Origin of the sequence: Bifidobacterium minimum (assembly GCF_000741645.1) — a bacterium.
GTDB lineage: Bacteria > Actinomycetota > Actinomycetes > Actinomycetales > Bifidobacteriaceae > Bifidobacterium > Bifidobacterium minimum.
Window position 1 is genome coordinate 195,038 of sequence record NZ_JGZD01000008.1, and the last position, 22,191, is coordinate 217,228.

Consider the following 22,191-nt stretch of genomic DNA (forward strand, 5'->3'; position numbering starts at 1 on the left):
CGAAAGGCGGTGCGATGGCTGGACGGATAATACTCGCCGATCCACGGGGGTTCTGCGCGGGGGTCGACAGGGCCATCCTTGCGGTGAGGACCATACTGTCCTCCGAGGCAGAGCACGCAATGAGGCCGGGATTCCCTCCCGTGTTTGTGCGTCGACAGATCGTCCATAACCGCCATGTCGTCGAGGATCTCGCGTCCCAGGGCGCCGTGTTCGTCGATGAGCTGGCCCAGATCCCCCAGGATGCGGTGGATGCGGGGGTGCCGGTGGTGTTCTCGGCGCATGGCGTCTCGCCGGTCGTGCAGGAGGAGGCCCGTCGACGGGGCATGCGCATCATTGATGCGACGTGCCCGCTGGTGAGCAAGGTCCATCGCGAGGTGCTCCGATTCGTCCGTGAGGGATATGAGATCGTCTACATCGGGCATCATGGCCATGACGAGGCCGTGGGGGTCATCGGAGAGGCGCCGGAGCGGGTCCATCTTGTCGACGGAATCGAGGACGCGCGCGCGCTGGAGTTCGCTCCGGACCAGCGGCTGGTGTTGCTGACGCAGACCACGTTGAGCGTCGATGAGACCGCCGACGTGGTGGCTGCGCTCAAGGCCCGCTTCCCGTGGATCGAGGAGCCTCCCAGCTCTGATATCTGCTATGCGACGCAGAACAGGCAGACGGCGGTCAAGCAGGTGGCCGGACAATCCGACTGCGTGGTCATCGTCGGCTCGGCCAATTCCTCGAATTCGGTGCGTCTGATGGAGGTCGCGCAGCAGGAGCTTCCACCGGCGGGCCGCGCGTACCGTATCGACGATGCGTCGGAGATGTCGCGTGAGTGGTTCGCCGGAGCCCATACGGTCGGGGTGTCCTCCGGGGCGTCGGTTCCCGAGGAACTGGTGTCCGGCGTCGTCGCGGCGCTGGAGCGATGGGGTTTCACCGACGTCGAATACGCGGGAGGGATCAAGGAGACGGTGCATTTCGTGATGCCGTCGGCGTTGCGGGGAAGGAGCGGCGCGTCGGGGGCGGACGTCCGATGGCGTTCGTCGGGACCGCGCGCCTGAGTTCGGGAAGCGGCCCGCGGAGGTCTGCCGCGGAGGTCGTCCAGTCCTCCGCGGCCATTCTCGCGGGTTGCTGATCTTTCCAGGTCTTCCCGGACCTTCCAAGGTCTTCTCAGGCCTTTCTATCTTCCCAGAGCTTCCTTATCTTTTTCCAGACTTTCCCTATTCTCCCAGACCTCTCTGTATCCCTTCAGGCCTTTCTCGATCCTTCCAGATTTTCCTCTTCTCGGTTTCCTCTTCCGGATTCCTTCTCCTGGCTTCAGGCATACGCCGCGATGCCGGCTGGTGTCCCGATCGGCCACTTCTCGATCGTCCGCATCCTAGGTCGTCCGCATCCTCGATCGTCCGCATCCTAGATCGTCCGCAGATGGGCGGTGGAGGCGTCGAGAACGGTGAGAAGGTCGGAGGGGGAGAGTCCGACGTCGAACCCACGCTTCCCTCCCGATACGAGAATCTCATCATAGGCGAGGGCGCTGTCGTCAAGAACGGTTCGGTGTCGTGTGCGCTGTCCGAATGGGGATATCCCGCCCAGAACGTAGCCGCTCTCTCGCTGGGCCAGCGCCGGATCGGCCATGGTCGCCTTCTTTGCGCCGACGGCGGCGGCAAGCGCCTTGAGATCCAGATGGCCATTGACCGGCACGATGCCGATGACGCGTTCGGCTCCTATATCGGCCATCAGCGTTTTGAAAATCTGCCCGGCGTCGAATCCGAGCCTCATCGCGGCCTCCAGACCATATCCGGAGTCCATATGGTCGCGGGAATGCTCATATTCATAGATGTGGAAGGGGGTTCCGGCGCGTTCGAGCTGCACCGTCGCCGGTGTCGATCCTTTGCCGGAGTGATGTGACTTGCCCATGCCAGTAGTTCTAGCGCAAGGTCTGAATCTGGCATCTCGCGGAGCGGGTCGGGGGATCGTCGGGCCGTGCGGCGTCCCTGTCTGATTCGGCGGGCGATCGCGCGATCGGCGGCGGTGCAGGGAGCGGCCGTGGAAGTCCCGGAGGTCGGCCATGGGATCGGGTATGGAGCGGAATCGGATACGGAATCGGATACGCCGAAGGGGCCCGTCCCGGTGGGAACGGACCCCTTTCCGTTGTGTCAGCGCTTGGCTAGATCAATCGAGATCCGTCCACGCGAGCCGGCTCACTCCGCGATTTCCGCGAAGTACAGCAGGGTGCGGATCATGTTGCAGGTGAATCCGTACTCGTTGTCGTACCACGACACGGTGCGGGCGAGCGTTACTCCGTCGACCGCGTTGACATCCGTCTGCGTGGGATCGAAGACGCCGCCGTGGGTGTCCCCGACGATGTCGGACGAGACGATGCCGTCAGCGTTGTATCCGTAGAAGTCGGTGGTGGAGAACGCCTCCTTGAAGGCGGCGTTGATCTCATCGACCGTGGCCGGGGCGTTCAGCACGGAGGTGAGCTCGGTGACGGATCCGTCCGGGACCTGGATGCGCTGGGCGTGGCCCTGCAGCTTGCCGTTGACCGAGGGGACGACCTTGCCGATGGCCTTGGCGGCACCGGTCGAATGGGGGATCGTGTTGATCGCGGCGGCGCGGTTGTTGCGCTCCTTCGGGAAACGCGGTCCATCGAGGATCATCTGGGTGCCGGTGTAGGCGTGGATGGTCGTCATGAAGCCGGCCTTGATACCCCACTTCTCGTCGAGCAGCTTGACCATCGCGGCAAGGGAGTTCGTGGTGCAGGATCCGGCGGAGACGATCGCGTCGGAGGGCTTGAGGATGCCCTCGTTCACGCCGAACACGACGGTGGGGGTGGTCTCGTCCTTCGCCGGAGCGGAGATCAGGACCTTCTTGGCGCCCGCGTTGATGTGGGCCTGGGACTTCTCCGCCGAGGTGTAGAAGCCGGTGCACTCGAGCACGAACTCGACGCCGTCGTTCTTGACCCACGGGATGTTGTTGGCGTCCTTCTCGGCATAGACCTTGTAGGATTTGCCGTCGACGACGATGGAGTCGTCGGTGGAGGTGACCTCGACGGGGGTTCCGTCATCGTGACGGAAGGTTCCATGGGTGCTGTCGTACTTGAGCAGATAGGCCAGCATGGACGGCGTGGTCAAATCGTTGATGGCTGCGACCTCGATGTCACCGGCCTCCCCGCCCCGGGCCTGCAGCTCGAAGATGCGGCGGAACGCGAGACGACCGATGCGGCCGAAGCCGTTGATACCAATCTTTACTGTCATGTATGTCTCCCTTAGGGATTCGGATCCGGGATGCGCGAAAAGCACCACGGCCTTGGTTTACCGACAGCTACACTCTAATGCCGCGTCTGTACGAGAGCAAAGCGTCGCGCCACTCCTTCGGCTTAAAACCGATGAGCACGCCGTCGGCGTATTCGAGCACCGGACGTCGCACCATCATGCCGTCCGATGCGAGTACCGCGAGGGCTTCGTCCCGGCTCATGCCATCCAGACGCGAGCTGATGTTGTGGGATCGGTACAGCCGGCCCGAGGTGTTGAACAGCCGACGGATGGGCAGACCCGAGAGATCCAGCCACATCCCGAGCCGTTCCGCATCGGGATTGTGCAGCGCGATCTCTATTTCGCGGTAGGCGATGGCGTTGTCGTCAAGCCAGGCTCGGGCCTTGTCGCAGGTCGAGCAGGGGCGGTGGCAGTACAGGACCACGGGATGCGCGGCGGTGGAGCGCGGTCCGTCGTTGACCGCGGCGCTTACCACGCGGTCGATGGCGCCCAGGCCGCCTGATGACTGATGACTGGTGACGGCATGAGGGATGGGCGTCCCCTCGGGGAAGGTCACCACCAGCGTACCGTCGAGCACAGCCACGTACGAGGGCACCCCATCGACGAACTCGTTGCTGACGCCGTTCGGGATGGTGTTCGACATCGTCGCGTCATCCAGACGGTACGCAAGGCCTTTTTCGGTCACGCCGGTGGCGGAGTCCGAATGGCACAGCACGGAGATGACCGATGGCTCCGGGCAGGGATGTCCCGGGAATCTCAATGAGCCATCGGTAATCGCCGTGACGACGGTTCCGTCACCGTGGAGGAACCCTATGCCTCCATGACGGGAGAGCAGCGCCGTGAGCTGGATGTTCGCGAGGGAATGGTCGGGTCGTCCTCCGAGGCCACCATATATATGGAACGTTCGCATGCCGCGTTCCCACCCGATCTTCAGGGCGCTGAGCATGTCCGTGTCGTCCTTCTGCGCTGGAAGAGCGATGGTCTCCGCCGGTTCGGCGTCGCTCGCGGACGGAATCGGGCCGGCGGCTGAGTCGAAATCGCCGATGACCACATCGGGCCTCAGCCCCGCAGCCCGGGCATGATCCAAACCGCCATCCGCGGCGATCAGCAGATGGTGCCGGGGAAGTCGGGGATGGGGGTCGGGGTACTCTCCTGCGCCCAGGACGACGCAGGTCACCTGGGTGGCCATGGATATCGGCATTGTCATGGGATCCACTGTAGTGAATGGAATCCGCCGAAGTGATGGCGGGCCATCATGAGCGATGGCGCGACATGCAGGTGGCGTCGTTCCCCATGATGTGGTACAGTTCCACCTTGGCTTGAGTAATCAAGAAAGAGGGGCGACCCCACCTGGAGGCCTTTTGCGGTTTCGGGTTCATGACCGGGCTTATGAAGCCCGATATGTGGTGATGACATGGTCGATCATGGGTTGACTCCCATGCGCCTCCATCCTGCCACGGCATGGACTCCGAAGGTCTTCTTCATGGAGGACCGTCTCGGTGGATGCATACAAGGATTGGAGTCATCATCAGCGACGAACCACGTATCAACGATGAGATCAGGGTGCCTCAGGTGCGCCTCATCGGACCGAACGGGGAGCAGGTCGGAGTGATCGCTACCTCGGTGGCCCTTAATCTGGCCAAGGAGGCGAGTCTCGATCTCGTTGAGGTGGCCCCCAACTCGAATCCTCCCGTCGCCAAGCTCATCGACTACGGCAAGTTCAAATACACCGAGAAGGTCAAGGCTCGTCAGGCGCGTCGCAACCAGAGTGCTGCGGAAATCAAGGAGATTCGTTTCCGTCTCAAAATCGACGACCATGACTTCGTCGTCAAGGAGGGTCACGTCACGCGCTTCCTGACCGGTGGAGACAAGGTCAAGGTGACCATCATGCTTCGTGGACGCGAGCAGTCGCGTCCGATCGGCGGGGTCGAGCTTCTGCGGCGTCTGGCCGAGGACGTGTCGGAGTATGGGACCATCGAGTCGTCTCCGCGGCAGGAGGGACGCAACATCATCATGACGCTTGCGCCCAAGGGCAAGAAGGTCCACACGCAGTCGGAGCAGCGACGTCGTGGGGCGGAGTCCCGCGCCGAGCGTCAGGCAAGGCAGGCGGCACGTCTTGCGGCCAAACAGGGACCCACGGGAACGGATGCCGAGTCCTCCTCCGCGGAGGGGCCCACGGCGGGCGGCGCAGCGAACTGAGATTTCGGATCCGGGCGTCCCTTTGGGGACGGATACGATCCGCACACGATGTCCATCATCAACAAGGAGGGCAGCAATGCCGAAGATGAAAAGTAATTCAGCCGCGTCCAAGCGCGTCCGCGTGACGGGTTCGGGCAAGCTCATGCACGCCGGCAGCGCGATGCGCCACAATCTTGAGCACAAGTCGGCCCGCAAGCGCCGCGCTCTGTCCACGGACGAGGTTCTCGCTCCCGCCCAGAGCAAGAACATGCGCAAGCTGCTCAACCACTGAGCATCGTACTGTAGACGTCATAAGAAAGCTGAGGAAATAACATGGCACGAGTCAAGCGCGCAGTGAACGCCCATAAGAAGCGTCGCGTCGTTCTGGAAAGGGCCTCCGGCTACCGTGGGCAGCGTTCACGCCTGTACCGCAAGGCCAAGGAGCAGCTGCTTCACTCCTTCAACTACAACTACCGCGACCGCAAGGCGCGCAAGGGCGACTTCCGCAAGCTGTGGATCCAGCGCATCAACGCCGCCGCACGCGCCGAAGGCATAACCTACAACCGCTTCATGCAGGGTCTGCGTCTGGCCGAGATCGATCTTGACCGCCGGGCTCTGGCTGAGATCGCCGTCTCGGATCCCGAGACGTTCCGCGCTCTGGTCGCCGAGGCGAAGAACGCCCTTCCCGAGGATGTGAACGCACCGGTCGCCGCCTGAGCATGACCGGTGAACACAGCGCATTGGGCCCCGTCGACGGACGGGGCCCAATTGCGTTCGCCGAACCGTATCGGCGGCTCGGCGAGCAGTTCATGGCCCACATCGCCGTGGAGCGGGGGCTATCGCCAGCGACGGTCAGCGCCTATGGCGCCGACCTGCGAAAATACAGCGCATGGCTTGCCGACCATGGCATCGAGGACGTGCGGGCCGTGTCCCGTCGGGACATCGAGGACTATCTCGCGCATCGCGCCCGCGGCGGCGACGGAGCCACCAGCCGCGCCAGGCGTCTTGCGGCGATCCATGATTTCCATCGTTTCGCCGTGGCCCAGGGACAGGCCGACGCGGATGTCTCATCCGCGGTCAGACCTCCTCGGGCTCCGCGCGATCTTCCTGACGTCCTCACCATCGATCAGGTCAGATCCCTGATGGACGCCGCCGCGATGTCGGGAAGCTCAGACCCGATCGTCCTGCGAGACAAGGCGCTTCTCGAATTCCTTTACGCCACGGGGGCGAGGATCTCCGAGGCCGTCGGCCTTGATCGCGGCGATCTCGATCTGGACGAGGAGTATGTCAGATTGACGGGGAAGGGGTCCAAACAGCGTCTTGTCCCGGTCGGCGGATACGCCTGCGACGCCCTTCGTGAATATCTCGATTCAGGTCGTCCCGAATTGTCCGGCAGATCGCGTCACGGCGTCGAAGCCTCGGCGGTGTTCCTCAATCGTCGTGGCCGGCGTCTGTCGCGTCAATCGGCATGGGATGCCGTCCGACTCGCGGGCGAGCGAGCCCATCTCCCGATCCCTCTGCATCCCCACACCCTGAGGCACTCCTTCGCGACCCATCTCATCGAGGGCGGCGCCGATGTCCGGACCGTCCAGGAGCTGCTGGGACATGCGTCGGTGACTACCACCCAGGTGTACACGCACATAAGCCCCCAGACGCTTATCGAGACGTATGCCACGTCCCATCCGCGGGCCCGTCGGTGATGGCGGGGCGTGGTCGTGAACATACCTGTTGGTAATGTGGGGGGCATGCCTACGGATTTGCTTGGACGTGTCTACGAGACGTTCCCCGAGCCGGAGCCTCTCACGCAGCATGGCCCGGCTCGCGTCATCGCGATGTGTAACCAGAAGGGCGGGGTGGGGAAGACCACCAGTGCCATCAATATCGCCGGAACCCTCAGCCAGTACGGGCGCAGGGTCCTCGTCGTCGACTTCGACCCGCAGGGAGCGGCGACGGTCGGCTTGGGGATCAATGCCAACACGGTGGAGTCGACCGTGTACACGGTGCTTTTCGATCCCACCATCGACCCCCGGACGGTTATCTGCCATACCGACTTCGAGAACATCGACGTCCTCCCCGCGAACATCGATCTCTCCGCGGCCGAGATACAGCTGGTGACCGAGGTCGGGCGAGAACAGATTCTCGCCGGCGTCCTGCGCAGGGTGAGGGATGACTATGATGTCATCATCATCGACTGCCAGCCGTCCCTGGGGCTTCTCACCGTCAACGCCCTCACGGCCGCGGACGGCGTCATCATCCCGGTCGCGGCGGAGTTCTTCGCGCTTCGCGGGGTGGCGCTTCTCATGCAGTCCATCGAGAAGGTCCAGTCACGGATCAATCCGGATCTTCGGGTCTACGGCGTTCTGGTGACGATGTACACGAGGACGCTGCATTCCCAGGAGGTGCTTCAGCGCATCCATGAGGCTTTTCAGAACAAGGTGCTTCATACGGTGATCTCACGCTCGATAAAGCTGCCCGACTCGACGGTGGCGGCCGCCCCCATCACGGTCTATGCTCCAACCCACAAAACGGCCAAGGAATATCGGGAGGTGGCCAGGGAGCTGATCTACCGCGAGATCGTTCCGTGACGCTCCCGTGTGGACCGGAGTGAGCATCCATGGATGAGCGGGCGGCGTCGCGATTCGACGGCGACCGTACGGGCGGCACGGCGTCATCCGATACCGGACGGCCCTCGTCGGCCTCGGATGGGGAATCCACCTTCGTCGTCGATCTTGACGTCTATTCCGGCCCGTTCGAGGCGCTGCTGGCGCTGGTGTCGGCGCGCAAACTGGAGCTCACCGAGCTGTCGTTGTCCGCGATCACCGAGGAGTTCCTGTCGTATGCCGGGAATCTCGACGATGATGCCGACCTCGGGCAGGTCAGCGCTTTTCTTGACGTCGCATCCATACTCGTCGAGGCCAAAAGCGCCGCGCTGCTTCCGTCTGACGCTCAGGGACGCGATGGGCAGGAGGCCATGAGGGCTCTGCAGGAGCGTGACCTTCTGTTCGCCAGACTGCTGCAGTATCAGGCGTTCAGCAGGGCCGCGCAGGCCATGGGATCGCGTATGGACTCGCAGGGTGCGTGGGTCGCGCATCCGGCCTCGTGCGAGACGATCCGTCGCGTGGCTCCGGAACTGGTATGGTCCACGGATGCGAACCAGCTGGCTCGCATCGCGGCCGGCGTCCTCGCCGATTCGCCCATCACTCGATTGTCCGGGCATCGGCTTCGCGGTCCGCTGGTGGATCTTCGCGAGCAGGCGGACATCCTGCGTTCCCGCATACTGTCCATGCCTCGCAGGCAGGCCATAAGCTTCGAGAACCTGTGCGACGATGCCGGATCCCGTCCGGTGGTGGTGGCGAGGTTCTTCGCGCTGCTCGTTTTCATCAAGCGCGGGTGGCTGCAGTTCCGTCAGGTCGGACCCTTCGAGCCCGTGATGGTGCGGTGGGTCGCATCCGCGGATGCCGTGGATCGAGGGACGGACGGGGATGCGGATGATGGCGCGAGAGGCGAGGGCGACGGGCGGGCGCGACCGGCAGGAAGGCGAGAGGGCGCACGAAGGCAGGAGGACGAGGGTGAGGAGAGCCATGTCGCGGATTGACGGAGGGACTTCGGATCACTCCGGAGCGATGGGGGGCGGCGTCGTCGGTGACCGTGGGGACGCCGACGACGGTGACGCCGGCCTTGAGTCGTGTCTTGAAGCGCTGCTCATCGCGAGCGATGGCCCTCTCCGTCCCGCGGACGCGGCGCGTATTCTCGGCGTCTCCGCTGATCGGGTGGATGAGGCGCTGAGCTCGCTGAGCCGCGACTATGACGGTGGCGGTTCCTCCGGCGGTCGCGTTCGGGGCTTCGCCTTGAGAAGAATGACGCGGGGATGGCAGCTGGTGAGCAGACCGGAGTATGCGTCCCTCGTGTCCCGTCTTTCCGGATCCGGGCCGTCGGCGGTGCTGTCGTCCGCGGCCTTGGAGGCGCTGGCGATTATCGCCTACAAGCAGCCCATGACCCGAGCTCAGGTGTCGGCGATTCGTGGAGTGGGATCCGATGGGGTCATCAGAATGCTCATAGTCCGCGACCTCGTTGAGGAGCGTGGCGAGGATGCCGAGACGCATGCGGCGCTTCTGTCCACCACCGATGAGTTCCTCGACCGTATGGGGATGTCGTCGCTCGACCAGCTGCCGGATCTCGCCCCGCTGCTTCCCGACTCGGCGCAGGACGCGCTGCGGTGGGATCCGAGGTGAGGCCGTCCGCGTGGTGGTGTCGTCCCGCATCGTTACACTTGCGACGGTTTAGGGTGCGTGCGGACCGGAGAGGTCCGTACACGGACGCCGCGGGCGTCCGGTGTCGCGCCGGTATGGCAAAGAGAGGTTCTTGATGGCGGTTCGCGGGGATATCCGGAATGTGGCGATTGTGGCTCATGTCGATCATGGCAAGACGACGCTGGTCAATGCGATGCTGCAGCAGTCGCATGTGTTCTCCGAGCGCGAGGAGGTTCCCGACCGCGTCATGGACTCCAACGCCCTGGAGCGTGAGAAGGGCATCACCATCCTTGCCAAGAACACCGCGGTGCAGTACACGGGACCTCTGGCTGCGAAGTACGGCCATCCCGAAGGCATCACCATCAACGTCATCGACACGCCGGGCCACGCCGATTTCGGTGGCGAGGTGGAGCGCGGCATCTCCATGGTCGATGGCGTCGTCCTTCTCGTCGACGCGTCCGAAGGGCCCCTGCCGCAGACCCGCTTCGTTCTGCGCAAGGCTCTTGAGGCCAAGCTTCCCGTCATTCTGTGCGTGAACAAGGTCGACCGTCCCGATGCGCGGATCAGCGAGGTCGTCGCGGAATCCACGGATCTGCTTCTGGGACTCGCCCAGGACGTCACCGAGGAGGGCGTCGATCTCGACCTCGACTCGTTGCTTGAGCTTCCCGTCATCTACTGCGCGGCGAAGGCCGGATACGCCTCGGTGAACCAGCCCGAGGACGGCGGTCTGCCCGACAACAAGGACCTCGAACCGTTGTTCGAATCCATCATCTCCACCATTCCCGCTCCCCATTACGACGAGGACGCGCCTCTTCAGGCCCATGTGACCAACATCGACGCCTCGGACTATCTGGGACGCCTTGGTCTGATCCGCGTCTACAACGGCACTCTGACCAAGGGCAAGCAGTACGGTCTCTCCCGTGTGGACGGATCCATCGAGCAGTTCAAGCTCACCGAGATCCTGCGCACGCAGGGGCTTGATCGCGTTCCCGTCGACCAGGCGGGTCCCGGGGACATCGTGGCCGTCGCCGGCGTCAACGACATCATGATCGGCGAGACCATCGTCGATATGTCCGATCCGCGCCCGCTTCCGCTGATCCATGTGGACGAGCCTGCGATCTCCATGACCTTCGGCGTCAACGATTCCCCGTTGGCCGGCACCGAGGGCAAGGACCACAAGCTCACCGCGAGGATGATCAAGGATCGTCTCGAGCATGAGCTCATCGGCAACGTCTCCATCCATGTTCTTCCCACGGAGCGTCCCGACGCCTGGAAGGTTCAGGGCAGGGGGGAGCTGGCTCTGGCCATCCTCGCCGAGCAGATGCGTCGTGAGGGATATGAGCTCACCGTCGGACGCCCCCAGGTGGTCACCAAGGAGATCGACGGCAAGATCAACGAGCCGATGGAGAACACCACCATCGACGTTCCCGAGGAGTACATGGGAACCGTCACGCAGCTTATGGCCGACCGCAAGGGCCGCATGGATTCGATGAGCAACCACGGATCCGGATGGGTCCGCCTGCAGTTCACCGTTCCGTCGCGCGGCCTGATCGGCTTCCGCACGGCGCTGCTTTCAGCCACCAGAGGGACCGGCATCGCGAGTTCTCTCTCCGCGGGGTACGCTCCCTGGGCGGGGCAGATCGTCACCCGCCAGAACGGCTCCATGGTGTCCGACCGCGCCGGGATCGCCACCCCCTACGCGATGCAGAGGCTGCAGGCCCGCGGCAACTTCTTCGTCGATCCGCAGAGCCCGGTGTATGAGGGTCAGGTCGTCGGCGTGAACAACAAGCCCGACGAGCTTGATGTGAACATCACGCTCGCCAAGCATATGACCAACATGCGCTCGGCTACCGCCGACGTCCTTGAGACGCTTACGCCGCCCATCCGCATGAGCCTGGAGGAGTGCCTTGACTTCGCCAATGAGGACGAGTGCGTCGAGGTGACCCCGGAGGCCGTGCGCGTGCGCAAGATCATCCTCAGCCGTGACGAGTGGTACAAGTGGCGCGCCAGGCAGCGTCGTCAGAACAACAACTCGTGAGAGGGAGCCGGATGCGTTGAGGCGGCATCCGTCCGGTGGAGGCGAAGCGGCGCCATGCCGCGTGAACGCATGCGGCGTGGTGCATACTGGAGGTATGTCTCATTGCGCGAACGGTGACGATCGACCGTGGTCCCAAACCCTGCCAATGCCGGTTCGCTACGCGATCACGCTGGCCTCGTCGGTCGCCGTCGGCTTCGTGGGGACCTTCGCGCATCGCATGGGGGCCTCGTCCAATATTCCCTATGGTCTGGTTCTGGCGTTGGCGATTGTGGGGATGTCCGCGTGGTGTGCGCGGTCGCGTGATGGCGTCGTCGCGTTGGCCCTCCATCTCATGGTGTCCTCGATGGCGGCATGGGGCATGGCGATGGGTGGAGCCGACGGCGGCGATGCGACGACGCCCGTGGGCTTTTCGGGTTCCGGAATCCCGTATTTCAGTCAGCATGTGGGATATCTCTGGTTATATGGCCTGATCCTGGTTCAGGTCGTTCTGGTCGTGCTTCCCGCGCGGTTCTTCAATGCGTCGGGCCGTCGTGAGGCGGGAGGGACGCGTGGGGCTCCGCATGGCGGGGTCCTCTCGCAGGGGACGGATTCCCTGGTGGTGGATTCCCCTGTGGTGGATTCTGAGGCGACGTTCTCCCCGGGGACGGTTTCCCAAGGAACGGACGTCGCACCGCAGGATGGCGGGAATTTCGATGATGGCGGGGAGTCGCGCTTATGAACGGTTCGCGTCCGTTGCTGTATCTGGGGCCGCGGGGGTCGTTCACTCATGAGGCCGCCCAGCGCGCCGCATCCGTGATGGATGATGCGCTGGGCGTAGGGACCGTGCCGACTCCCGCGTCGGATGTTCCCGTCATGATGGAGGCCGTTCAGTCGTCCCACGCATGGGCGGTGATCGCCTGGGAGAACAACGTCGAGGGATACGTCGTCCCCAATCTGGACGCGCTTATCGACTCGCGCAACGCCGTGGGGGTGCTGAGGGTGTCGGTCGACGTGGCCTTTGACGCGTTCGTCCTTCCCGATTCCGGGCGGCCCCTGGCCGAGGCCGTCGCCCATCCCCACGGATTGGCCCAGTGTCGTGCCTTCATCGAGGACAACGGTCTGCGCGCGGTTCCCGCGACGTCGAACGCCGCGGCATGCCGGGATCTTGGCCCGGGACAGGTGGCGTTGGCCCCCGCGCTGTGCGGTCCTCTTTATGGTGTCCGGACGCTCCGTTCGCATGTCCAGGACTACGAGGGCGCGAGGACGGACTTCCTCGTCGTCGTCCCTCGTGATGACAGGGATGAGGCCATGGACGTCCTTCGCGGCGGTTCCATCCGGGAGTTCGAGACGGTGGTCACCATCATCCCCCTCAGCACGGGGCCTGGCGTTCTGGCCAATCTCCTCGATGTGCTTCGTGACGCCGGATTGAACATGACCAGTTTCATCTCCCGTCCCATCAAGGGCCATGACGGGACATACAGCTTCATTGCCACGCTTGATGCGGCGCCCTGGGAGCCACGGTTCCGTGACTGCCTCCGTGATCTGGCCATGGCCGGGGACTGGATCAAAACGCTGGCGGTGTACCCGCGCAGGGAGACCCCCAATCCTCCGGTGGATGCCTGGATGCTTCCCCGTGGAGGGGTGAGGCTGGCCCCTGATGAGCGTATGGCCCTGAAGGGGGCGACGGCCCGGAACGGTACGGCTGATGGAAGGAATCCGGTGGTCGGTATCGGTTCCGCTCGGGATGGGGACGATGGACGCGTGCCGGGTTCCCCGGCGAATGAGATGATGGCGAGGGAGTTGCTGTGGTGAGCAGGATTGGTGTCGTCGGTCTGGGATTGATCGGCGGATCACTGGCGCTGCGTCTGGTGGATGCCGGATGCGAGGTCGTGGCGTGGAACCATCGCGATCATCCGTATGGGGAGGCCCGGAGCCGCGGAATCGTCTGCGTGGATTCCCTGGAGGCCCTGACGGCGTCGGATCCGGAGATAATCGTGTTGTGCAATCCGCTTCGGGCCATGCCGCAGGTGCTTGGCGAATTGTCGCGGTTCCTTGATCCCTCGCGCACGACCCTGACTGATGTGGGCAGCGTGAAGGCGATGGTTCGACGGCAGGTGGCCGCGGCGGGATTGGCTGACTGCTATGTGGGTGCCCATCCCATGGCGGGGAACGAGAGATCGGGTTTCGACGCCGCCGACCCGACGCTGTTCGATGGCGCATTGTGGGCGGTGACGGTCGATGGCCGCACGTCGTGGGAAAGGCTGGAGGCCGTCGCGTCCATGATCACCGATCTGGTCGGGGACGATCTCATCGTGGTGGATGACCGGACTCACGATCGAGCGGCAGCGATGATCTCTCATATGCCCCATGCCGTCTCGACGGCTTTGATCAACGAATTGTGCGACGATCCCGATCGCGCGGTGGCCGCGGCGTTGTCGGCCGGATCATGGCGCGACATGACGCGGGTGGCTTTGACCGATCCGGCGCGGACCCGGGCCATGATCGAGGAGGACGGGGAGAACGTGGAGCTTCTGCTGCGCTCGATGGCGGCGCGTTTGGATGCCGTCGCCGACGCGCTGCACAACGGGGACGAGGAGTCCCTTGCGGAGTTCTTCCGGCACGGGCAGCCCTTCCGCGACTATCGTCTCGCCATGCGCGGGCGGACGGCCCCGCAGCCGAAAGCGTATCCAGGGGATGATGGTCCGCGGGATCTGACGCTTGACGGTGGAGAGAATTGGCGTGATGATCTTCTGCGCTCCGCCGTTCGCGGCGAGCGCATCCGTTCCCTGGGACCCGGCAGAACCGCCGCCGTGGTGAGCAGACCCTTCGCATAGGACTTATGGCCTCATGGGCCTATCACCTGCTGTGTGACGCTGCTGTGTGACGCTGCTGTGTGACGCTGCTGTCTGCGTCAACGCTGGTTTCGCCATCAGGGATTCGCCGCATCCCCTTTGTCGCACCCTTCGCCGCATCCCGCTCAGACGCTCGGATGCGCGGAACCCCGTGGCCGCGTCCTTCGCTCAGGAACCGGCTTGATCACGGCGATGTCGGCGACGTTGAGGTCCATCAGGCATTCGGGGCGGGATCCATCGATGGAGGCGTCGCGACGGATCCGCAGAATCGTGCCATCCCATGACTCGACATGGCCGAGCACGTCGCGATAGCTCATTCTTCCCGTGCGCTCGTCGATCCCCACTCTCATCCGGACGACCACCCTGACTCCCTCCGGTATGGAGACGCCTTCGGGTATGGCGCGCGCGGGCGTAGTATCCCCGTTCGTACGGTTCGTACGGTTCATGCGGTCAGGGACGCCATTCTGATGATCGCCGCGCGCGGGACGCGAATTCTCGTTCTTCTCATTCACTGGACACGGCCTCCAGAACGGGTCGCCGAAGAGCCTGACTGGCGGGCGAGACGCTCGCCAACAGCCCCACGACGATGGACAATCCGATGAACGCCGCCAGTTGCCCCCACGGAATGGCCAGTGTCTCGAGGCCCTGTGCCGCGTACACCTCGCGGATGACCACGCCGGCCCCCACCCCCGCCACGATTCCGGCGATCGTGCCGATAACCGATATGATCGCGGCCTCGATCCCCAGCATGCCCCGGATCTGGCTTCTGGATGTGCCGATGGCGCGCAGCAGTCCAATCTCCCTGGTGCGTTCGGAGACGTTGAGCGCCAGCGTGTTGACGATGCCGAAGATCGCGATGATGATCGACAGTGCGAGCAGCGCGTAGAGGACTATAAGCATGCTGTCGATCGTGTCGCTGATGGTGGATTTGTATTCGTCCCGCGTCATGACGGTGATGACGTAGTAGGGTTTGACGGCTTTGCGCAGCGCCTCGCCCAGGGTGGTGGTGGACGTGCCCGATTTCGCGGATATGAACACCTCTCCGACCGGCATCGCCGTTGCCGGCACCAGGGATCCGGCGACGGCGTCGGTCATGATGATGCTGCTGCGATAGACGGAGTTGTCGACTATGGCGCCCACGCGCAGGCGCAGGGTCGCGTACAGCTTTCCGGATGCCGTGCCTGTTCCCACGGTGATGGTGTCGCCGACCGACCAGCCGTTCTCGTCCGCTATCGTCGATCCGACCACCAGCTCTCCGTCCGTGAGGGCGCGCGTGGGGTCACCGGATCGGGATTCCGCCTCGAAGACGTTCGAGAACATGGTGCTTTGGGCGGCCACGGTATTTCCGGATATCGACTTCCCGTTGTATTTCAGTCCCATGACGATGTGGTCGGCGTTCAGGCTGTCCACCCCGTCCACCTTGCGAAGTGCATCCACGGCCCCCGTGGGTATCTCGCCGTAGGATGCGGACATGACGGCGAAGTCGGCCTTCAGACCGTTGTCGATCAGGGATGACACGGAGGCCTTGGCCGACGTGGCTATCACTGCGAGGCAGCTGACGATGGCGATGCCCACGAACAACGCCGCGGCGGTGTTCGAGCTTCGCCGGGCCGATCGTGAGAGGTTGCGCGTGGCCAGACGCCCGGTGACGGGGAAGACCTTCGAGGGAATCCAGCCGAGGACGGCGCCCACGGGATGTATGAGGGCCGGACCCGCCACGATCGTTCCGATGATGACGAGGCCCGCCCCGATCCCCAGAGGCCAGCCGATGGCCATGGTGTTGATGGAGTGCCAGGGCGTCGGTCCGTCGGGGGAGTCCGTGCTGAGACGGTAGGTCAGTATCCAGCTGAGGACCCCCCCGACCGCCATGACCGTGCCGATGATGCCGCGAGGCCAGACGGGGCGCTCCGGATTGACGGTCTCGTTCATGGCCTCGATGGGAGGCGTGAAGGACGCCCGCCGCGCCGGGATGGCGGATCCGAGGACCGACACCGTGATTCCTACGGCCACTCCAATGGCGATGTCGGAGACCGAGGGCGAGACGGCTCCCGTCAGCGGCATTCCCTGGGATGACAGCGCCGCGACGATGAGGCGGACCATGCCCCATCCGAGCGCCACTCCGAGGACCGAACCGATCACTCCCAGAACCAGCGCCTGCACCACCACGGTGATGAAGACCTGTGCGGGAGAGGCTCCGATGGAGCGCAGAAGCGCGTAGCCCCGCATGGATTCCCTGACGATCATCGAGAAGGTGTTCGCGATGATGAACGAGCCGACGAACAACGCGATCACCGCGAAGATGAGGATGAGCGGCTGAACGAATCCCAGCTGGTCCTGGATGGCCTTGGTGCTTTCGTCGCGGTAGTCGTTGCCGGTGATGGCATGGGCCGAGGAGTTCTTGGGGAGTCTGGCGTTGATCGCCTTCGCCAAGGCCTGCTGCTGCGCGTCGTCGAGTGGCGTGGACGTACTGCCGTAGACGCCGATCAATGAGGTTTTGTCGGTGGTGTTCCCCGCAAGGGATGAGTAATGGGTCACGAGAGGAGGATTAACGCCGATGAGTATCGCCCCGGCCTGGCTGGTGCTGGTGCTGAACGTCCCCACGACGGTCATCGTTCGCGGTCCGTCCGGTAGCACGAGGGTGGCGTGGTCGCCCGTTTGCAGATCGGCTTTGTCGGCCGCGAACCCGTCAAGGACGATCTCGTTGTCGGAGCGGGGGAGCCGTCCGGAGGACAGCGTCGCGGATCGCCACGGGTGGCCCCGATCCATGGCTATCGCCATCGTCGGCGCGCCCAGAGTGGAGACGGCATCACCGTTCGATCCGACGAGGACCACGCCGCTGAGACTGAGGCTTTCGCTGGTGACAGCCGAGGTCACGCCGTGGACTTTCGTGATGGTGGTGACGAGGTCGGAGGAGATCTGATTGTAGGTGTCCGTCGATGACGTCGACCCCGTCGAGGATCCCTGGTCGGTGGAGGTTCGGTCGGTTCCGCGCACGTAGACGTCGTGGTCGGCGTTGGTGGCCATCATCTGCTCGGTCTGGTTGTTGAGCATCTCATGGAAGCAGAACGATCCCACCACGAACGCGACGCCGAGTGCTATGGCGATGATCGACATGACGAAACGACGGAAATGCCCTTTGGCGTCGCGCAGCCCTATGCGGATCATGACCGGTCCCCATCCGTGGGTGCGTGGGAGACGGCGTCGGCGGGGGAATCCGTGCCGGTGGGGGAGTCTGCGACGGTGGGCGAGTCTGCGACGGTGGGTGAGTCCGTGTCGTCGGAGGCGAAGACCTCCAGTATCTGGTCGTACCCGGGATCGTCCATGTCCTGGATTATCCGGCCGTCCGCAAGCACCACGACCCGATCGGCGTATGAGGCCGCACGGGGATCATGGGTGACCATGACGATGCTCTGACCGTATTGGCGAACGGAATCGCGGAGGAACTCCAGAACCTCACGGCTGGAACGCGAATCCAGATTCCCGGTCGGCTCGTCGGCGAAGATCACGGCCGGGCGGGACATCAGCGCCCGGGCGCACGCGACCCTCTGCTGCTGGCCGCCGGAAAGCTGGCTGGGACGGTGATCCAGACGGTCGGCTAGTCCCACGACGTCGACCACATGGGTGAACCACTCCATATCGATGGGCCGTCGGGCGATCTGCAGGGGAAGGAGGATGTTCTCCTTGGCGGTGAGCGTGGGGACGAGATTGAAGGACTGGAAGATGAATCCGATACGCTGACGGCGAAGCCGGGTCAGCTGGCGCTGGCTCATCGAGGACACCTCGAGTCCCTCGACGAGGACGGTCCCCGAGCTGGGCCTGTCGAGACCGGCCATGCAGTGCATGAGCGTGGACTTTCCGGATCCGGAGGGTCCCATGATCGCGGTGAGCTGTCCCCTGGCGAAGTCGACGCTGACATGGTCCAGCGCGGTTACGGCCGCCTCTGCGTTTCCGTAGGTCTTCGTGAGATCGATCGCCCGGGCGACGATGGCGTCGTCGTCGTCGGAGGTGGAGTTCGTCGCGGTCGTCGGAGATGACGGTTCCGCCGTGGTAACGGCCGAATGGGAGCCTGTGGTGCGTGCGTGGGCTGGAATTGCTCGTGACATGATGTCTTCCTTCGGCGTGGTTCCGGCGCCGTGTCCGCGGCGGTCCGTTGCGGATTGTGCCATGTCCCACACTAACGTGCCGCATGGTCGTGTCGATGGGGACACGAGGAATTCCCGATGAACTGCGGAGAACCATGAGAGGAGGAATCATAAGGGGAAAGGATCATGGGCGGAGAACCGTGGGGGGAAAGTGGGAGAAGGGAGGAGGGTCGGAAAAGAGGAGGCAAAGCGACACTTAAGTGGGAACTTAAAGAGAAACTTAATATATAGAGGAACATATGGATATATGTATGGGGTCGTCAGGGCTTCCGCGTGGGAGAGATGGACGGAGATGCCATGGAGGCGTGGCGGATTTCCGCGGACGGGCTCCGATGAAGGGCGCGTCGACGGACCCGGAAGGAGGATTGCGTGCTTGGAGAGAAGGAACTGAGCGATTATCTGCGTTTCTGCTCGGACAACCGAGGCCTGAGCGCGCGAACCATCAGAGCGTACGGGGATGATGTCTCCGCATGCCTAGCGCGCCTGTCCGGGTTGGGGATACGGGGTCTGTCCGAGGTCGGGATCGACGATCTGCGCTCCTGGCTCGCCGCGGATGAACCGTCCCACGCGCGGTCCTCGATGGCTCGTCGGGTGGTCGCGGTTCGGGGGTTCTTCGCCTGGGCATGCGAGCGCTCGCTCATACCTGCGGATCCCGCGGCCTCCCTGATGACGCCCAAGGTCCAGGTCGTTCTTCCTACCGTTCTGACGTCCTCCGAGGCGCGCGCGATGATGGACGCGGCCGATGGGCGGGCGTCGGACGGCGCGGGGGAGCCGTCGCCACGCGAACGGGCGCGGTCCGTCCGTGACGCCGCCATCGTGGAGATGCTGTATGCCACCGGCGTGCGCGTCGCCGAGTTGGTCGGCATGGACGTGAACGACGTCGACCGGGCGCAGCGACTCGTCCGCGTGCGGGGGAAGGGAGACAAACAGCGTGTCGTCCCCTTCGGAGGTCCCGCCGATGACGCTGTGGGCGAATGGCTTGAGAAGGGACGCCCCGTTCTGGCGCCCGCGTCCGGTGGGACGGGTGACGAGGTGGGCAGCGACGGCCCCGATGCGTTGTTCCTGGGGATGCGCGGCCGACGCATCGACCAGCGCGCGGTCAGAACCGTCGTCCATGAGATGGCTCGCCTGGCCGACGTTCCCGACGTGGGCCCGCACGCGCTGCGGCACAGCGCCGCGACGCACATGCTCGATGGAGGCGCCGATCTTCGCGAGGTCCAGGAGATGCTGGGGCATTCCTCCCTGACGACCACCCAGCGCTATACGCATGTGTCGATCGGTACGATGAGACGGCGCTACGATCAGCCTTTCCCCGGGCCTGACGGAGGGCTCCGCTCGCGGGCGGCCATTCCCGCGGAGAGCGTGTCTCGTGGTGGGCGGGGTGAGTGGAGCGGCCGACTCAAGGGTGATTGTTAACATAAGGGTGATTGTTAACATGCCGTTAACAGAAACGCGGTGGGAGAAACATGTGGTTAACATGGGACTGTCGGAAAAGGACCGTCGGTCCCGCCGTCACGTATGACGAAATCGTGGAAATGTATTCGATTTGGAGAGCGAATCAGCGATTTTTCAGTGATGTCGCAATGTTTCTCAGGAATATGTTCAGATTGCCGTCATGCAATATACGCCAACCGGTAAGTATGCGTATGATAAGCGGAATCGATGGGGATCGGCACCGTTGGTGCCGGTCCCTTCCTGTATGGCGGGCGTTCCAGCGTCAACGGTTGCCCGTCAAGGAGAAGAGAGAGAGGAAACAACATAATGACCACAAGGAAGATACTTGCGGCCGCCGCGGCGGTGTGCGCCGTCGCCGTGGCCCTCAGCGGCTGCGGTTCGTCGTCGAACACCTCGTCGAACAGCGGCAAGGACATCATCACGGCATACGCATCCGAGCCGCAGAACCCGCTGGTTCCCGGCAACACCAACGAGACCGGCGGCGGCAAGCCCGGAGACCTCCTGTTCGCGCGTCTGGTGTCGTTCGACGCCAAGGGCAACGCCAGCAACGAGGTGGCGGAATCCATCACGCCGAACGCCGACGCCTCGCAGTACACCATCAAGCTCAAAAGCGGCTGGAAGTTCACCGACGGCACTGCGGTGACGGCCGAATCCTTCACCAAGTCGTGGAGCTACACCGCGAACGCGAAGAACGCGCAGATCACGTCCTCCTTCTTCTCGACCATCAAGGGCTACGACGCGCTTCAGGACACCAAGAAGCTCAAGGGCACCGAGCAGCTGTCCGGGCTCAAGGTCGTCGACGACCTCGATTTCGTCGTGACGTTGTCCCAGCCGGACGCGACCTTCCCGATCAAGGTCGGCTATCTTGCCTTCGCACCGCTTCCCGAATCCTTCTACAAGGATCCCAAGGCCTTCGGCGAGAAGCCCGTCGGCAACGGCCCCTACAAGTTCGAGAGCTGGAGCCACAACAACGAGATCAAGCTCGTCAAGAACTCCGACTACAAGGGCAACACCCCCGCGAAGAACGACGGCGTGACCTTCAAGATCTACACCAATGACCAGGCCGCCTACGCCGACATCCAGGCGGGCAACCTCGACGTCATGGAGACCGTCCCGGCGTCCGCGACCAAGACCTTCCAGACGGACTCGTCGGTCCAGGCGTACAACAAGCCCGGATCGGTTATCCAGACCTTCACCATCCCCAGCTCGCTCGAGCACTTCAAAACCGACACGAAGGAAGGCCAGCTGCGTCGTCAGGCCATCTCCATGGCGATCGACCGCAAGGCCATCACGTCCAAGGTGCTCAACGGCATCGGCACCCCTGCCGTGGACTTCACCTCGCCACTGACCCCGGGCTACTCCGACTCCCTCAAGGGCGTCGACAACCTTAAGCACAACGCCGCCAAGGCCAAGAAGCTGTGGGCCGAGGCCGACGCGATCTCGAAGTACGACGGAACGCTGACCTTCTCCTACAACGCCGACGGCGGGGCCAAGCCCGTGTACGACGCCGTGGTGAACCAGCTCAAGAACACCCTGGGAATCAAGGCGGCCACCAATCCGATCCCGACCTTCCAGGAGTTCCGCGACGACATCACAAGCCGCAAGATGACCGGCGCGTTCCGCACCGGATGGCAGCCCGACTATCCCTCGCCGGAGAACTACCTGTTCCAGATCTTCGATTCCGCGGCGGCGGACGGCAACGGTGCGAATGATGGAGACTACAAGAACTCCGCCTTCGACGCCCTGCTGGACAAGGCCTATGCCGCGACCAGCACCGATAGCGCGAACAAGATCTACCAGCAGGCGCAGGAGATCCTCCTCAACGACCTGCCGGCGATCCCGCTGTACTACAGCAACGCCTACGGCGTCGCGGCCACCGACGTCAAGGGCTTCGAGATGAACTGGCAGAATCTGCCGGTCTACGAGGACATGACCAAGTGATTCAATCGCTGTGAGATCGCGGCTCCGGCCGGGACGGGGGCGTTCCCCCCACCCGGCCGGAGCCGGTTTCACACGCCGCTGCCACCTCATGGGGGTAAA

19 protein-coding genes and 2 pseudogenes are annotated in these 22,191 nt (G+C 63.8%); 14 read left to right on the plus strand and 7 right to left on the minus strand.

What is annotated here, in order from left to right; genetic code table 11:
• Positions 1–14 precede the first annotated feature (14 nt).
• A complete protein-coding gene (locus BMIN_RS03510) occupies positions 15–1,046 on the plus strand; it encodes a 4-hydroxy-3-methylbut-2-enyl diphosphate reductase (RefSeq protein ID WP_022861059.1) in 1,032 nt (343 codons plus the stop codon).
• Positions 1,047–1,395: 349 nt separating this feature from the next.
• Here the strand turns inward: BMIN_RS03510 and ybaK are convergent, their stop codons facing one another.
• From ybaK to BMIN_RS08930, 4 genes and pseudogenes are all read right to left on the minus strand, one after another.
• The gene (gene ybaK, locus BMIN_RS03515) at positions 1,396–1,899 is read right to left on the minus strand and encodes a Cys-tRNA(Pro) deacylase (RefSeq protein WP_026647429.1); all 504 of its coding nucleotides are present in this window, start codon (positions 1,897–1,899) and stop codon (positions 1,396–1,398) included.
• Between the two features lie 284 nt (positions 1,900–2,183).
• Entirely contained in the window at positions 2,184–3,239 is a 1,056-nt protein-coding gene (gene gap, locus BMIN_RS03520; protein WP_026647428.1) for a type I glyceraldehyde-3-phosphate dehydrogenase, read from the minus strand.
• A gap of 67 nt (positions 3,240–3,306) precedes the next feature.
• Entirely contained in the window at positions 3,307–3,732 is a 426-nt protein-coding gene (locus BMIN_RS08925) for a Spx/MgsR family RNA polymerase-binding regulatory protein (RefSeq protein ID WP_238565615.1), read from the minus strand.
• A pseudogene (locus BMIN_RS08930) lies at positions 3,724–4,464 on the minus strand (thiamine diphosphokinase); the annotation flags it as partial. The pseudogene BMIN_RS08930 and the gene BMIN_RS08925, both read right to left, overlap by 9 nt.
• Positions 4,465–4,760: 296 nt before the next feature.
• Here BMIN_RS08930 and infC point away from each other — a divergent pair.
• The 11 genes and pseudogenes from infC (at position 4,761) to BMIN_RS03580 (ending at position 14,536) form a co-directional block, all read left to right on the plus strand.
• Positions 4,761–5,456, plus strand: coding sequence for a translation initiation factor IF-3 (gene infC / locus BMIN_RS03530; RefSeq protein WP_022861054.1), 696 nt, complete (start codon positions 4,761–4,763; stop codon positions 5,454–5,456).
• A 76-nt stretch (positions 5,457–5,532) separates the two neighbouring features.
• Complete coding sequence (gene rpmI, locus BMIN_RS03535; RefSeq protein WP_022861053.1) at positions 5,533–5,727, plus strand: 50S ribosomal protein L35; 195 nt, start codon at positions 5,533–5,535, stop codon at positions 5,725–5,727.
• Between the two features lie 41 nt (positions 5,728–5,768).
• On the plus strand, positions 5,769–6,152 hold the full coding sequence (gene rplT / locus BMIN_RS03540) for a 50S ribosomal protein L20 (RefSeq protein WP_022861052.1): 384 nt from the start codon (positions 5,769–5,771) through the stop codon (positions 6,150–6,152).
• A 92-nt stretch (positions 6,153–6,244) separates the two neighbouring features.
• The gene (gene xerD / locus BMIN_RS03545; RefSeq protein WP_051126316.1) at positions 6,245–7,135 is read left to right on the plus strand and encodes a site-specific tyrosine recombinase XerD; all 891 of its coding nucleotides are present in this window, start codon (positions 6,245–6,247) and stop codon (positions 7,133–7,135) included.
• A 45-nt stretch (positions 7,136–7,180) separates the two neighbouring features.
• A complete protein-coding gene (locus BMIN_RS03550) occupies positions 7,181–8,020 on the plus strand; it encodes a ParA family protein (protein ID WP_022861050.1) in 840 nt (279 codons plus the stop codon).
• Positions 8,021–8,049: 29 nt separating this feature from the next.
• Positions 8,050–9,030 (plus strand): segregation and condensation protein A, encoded by a 981-nt coding sequence (locus BMIN_RS03555; RefSeq protein ID WP_022861049.1) that lies wholly within the window; start codon positions 8,050–8,052, stop codon positions 9,028–9,030.
• Entirely contained in the window at positions 9,017–9,667 is a 651-nt protein-coding gene (gene scpB / locus BMIN_RS03560) for an SMC-Scp complex subunit ScpB (protein WP_022861048.1), read from the plus strand. The genes BMIN_RS03555 and scpB overlap by 14 nt, the downstream gene beginning before the upstream one ends.
• A 133-nt stretch (positions 9,668–9,800) precedes the next feature.
• Positions 9,801–11,723 (plus strand): translational GTPase TypA, encoded by a 1,923-nt coding sequence (typA, locus tag BMIN_RS03565; protein ID WP_022861047.1) that lies wholly within the window; start codon positions 9,801–9,803, stop codon positions 11,721–11,723.
• A 94-nt stretch (positions 11,724–11,817) separates the two neighbouring features.
• A pseudogene (locus tag BMIN_RS03570) lies at positions 11,818–12,237 on the plus strand (alcohol dehydrogenase); the annotation flags it as partial.
• Positions 12,238–12,437: 200 nt separating this feature from the next.
• Positions 12,438–13,514 carry a prephenate dehydratase gene (locus tag BMIN_RS03575; RefSeq protein ID WP_022861045.1) on the plus strand — a complete coding sequence of 359 codons (1,077 nt, stop codon included), beginning with the start codon at positions 12,438–12,440 and terminating at the stop codon, positions 13,512–13,514.
• Entirely contained in the window at positions 13,508–14,536 is a 1,029-nt protein-coding gene (locus BMIN_RS03580) for a prephenate dehydrogenase (RefSeq protein ID WP_022861044.1), read from the plus strand. Before BMIN_RS03575 ends, BMIN_RS03580 begins: the two co-directional genes overlap by 7 nt.
• 143 nt (positions 14,537–14,679) lie before the next feature.
• Here BMIN_RS03580 and BMIN_RS03585 read toward each other — a convergent pair whose 3' ends face one another.
• Genes BMIN_RS03585 through BMIN_RS03595 form a run of 3 tightly spaced genes read right to left on the minus strand, consistent with a single transcriptional unit; the run spans position 14,680 to position 18,657 of the window.
• Complete coding sequence (locus tag BMIN_RS03585) at positions 14,680–15,066, minus strand: DUF6725 family protein (RefSeq protein ID WP_022861043.1); 387 nt, start codon at positions 15,064–15,066, stop codon at positions 14,680–14,682.
• Positions 15,059–17,719, minus strand: coding sequence for an ABC transporter permease (locus BMIN_RS03590; RefSeq protein ID WP_022861042.1), 2,661 nt, complete (start codon positions 17,717–17,719; stop codon positions 15,059–15,061). Before BMIN_RS03590 ends, BMIN_RS03585 begins: the two co-directional genes overlap by 8 nt.
• Positions 17,716–18,657, minus strand: a complete 942-nt coding sequence (locus tag BMIN_RS03595; RefSeq protein WP_022861041.1) for an ABC transporter ATP-binding protein — start codon at positions 18,655–18,657, stop codon at positions 17,716–17,718. The genes BMIN_RS03590 and BMIN_RS03595 overlap by 4 nt, the downstream gene beginning before the upstream one ends.
• 408 nt (positions 18,658–19,065) lie before the next feature.
• Between BMIN_RS03595 and BMIN_RS03600 the strand changes: the two genes are divergently transcribed.
• Together BMIN_RS03600 and BMIN_RS03605 are read left to right on the plus strand one after the other, a co-directional pair.
• Positions 19,066–20,112 carry a tyrosine recombinase XerC gene (locus tag BMIN_RS03600; RefSeq protein ID WP_081928452.1) on the plus strand — a complete coding sequence of 349 codons (1,047 nt, stop codon included), beginning with the start codon at positions 19,066–19,068 and terminating at the stop codon, positions 20,110–20,112.
• Positions 20,113–20,457: 345 nt separating this feature from the next.
• Positions 20,458–22,092 carry a peptide ABC transporter substrate-binding protein gene (locus BMIN_RS03605; protein WP_022861039.1) on the plus strand — a complete coding sequence of 545 codons (1,635 nt, stop codon included), beginning with the start codon at positions 20,458–20,460 and terminating at the stop codon, positions 22,090–22,092.
• Positions 22,093–22,191: the final 99 nt, after the last annotated feature.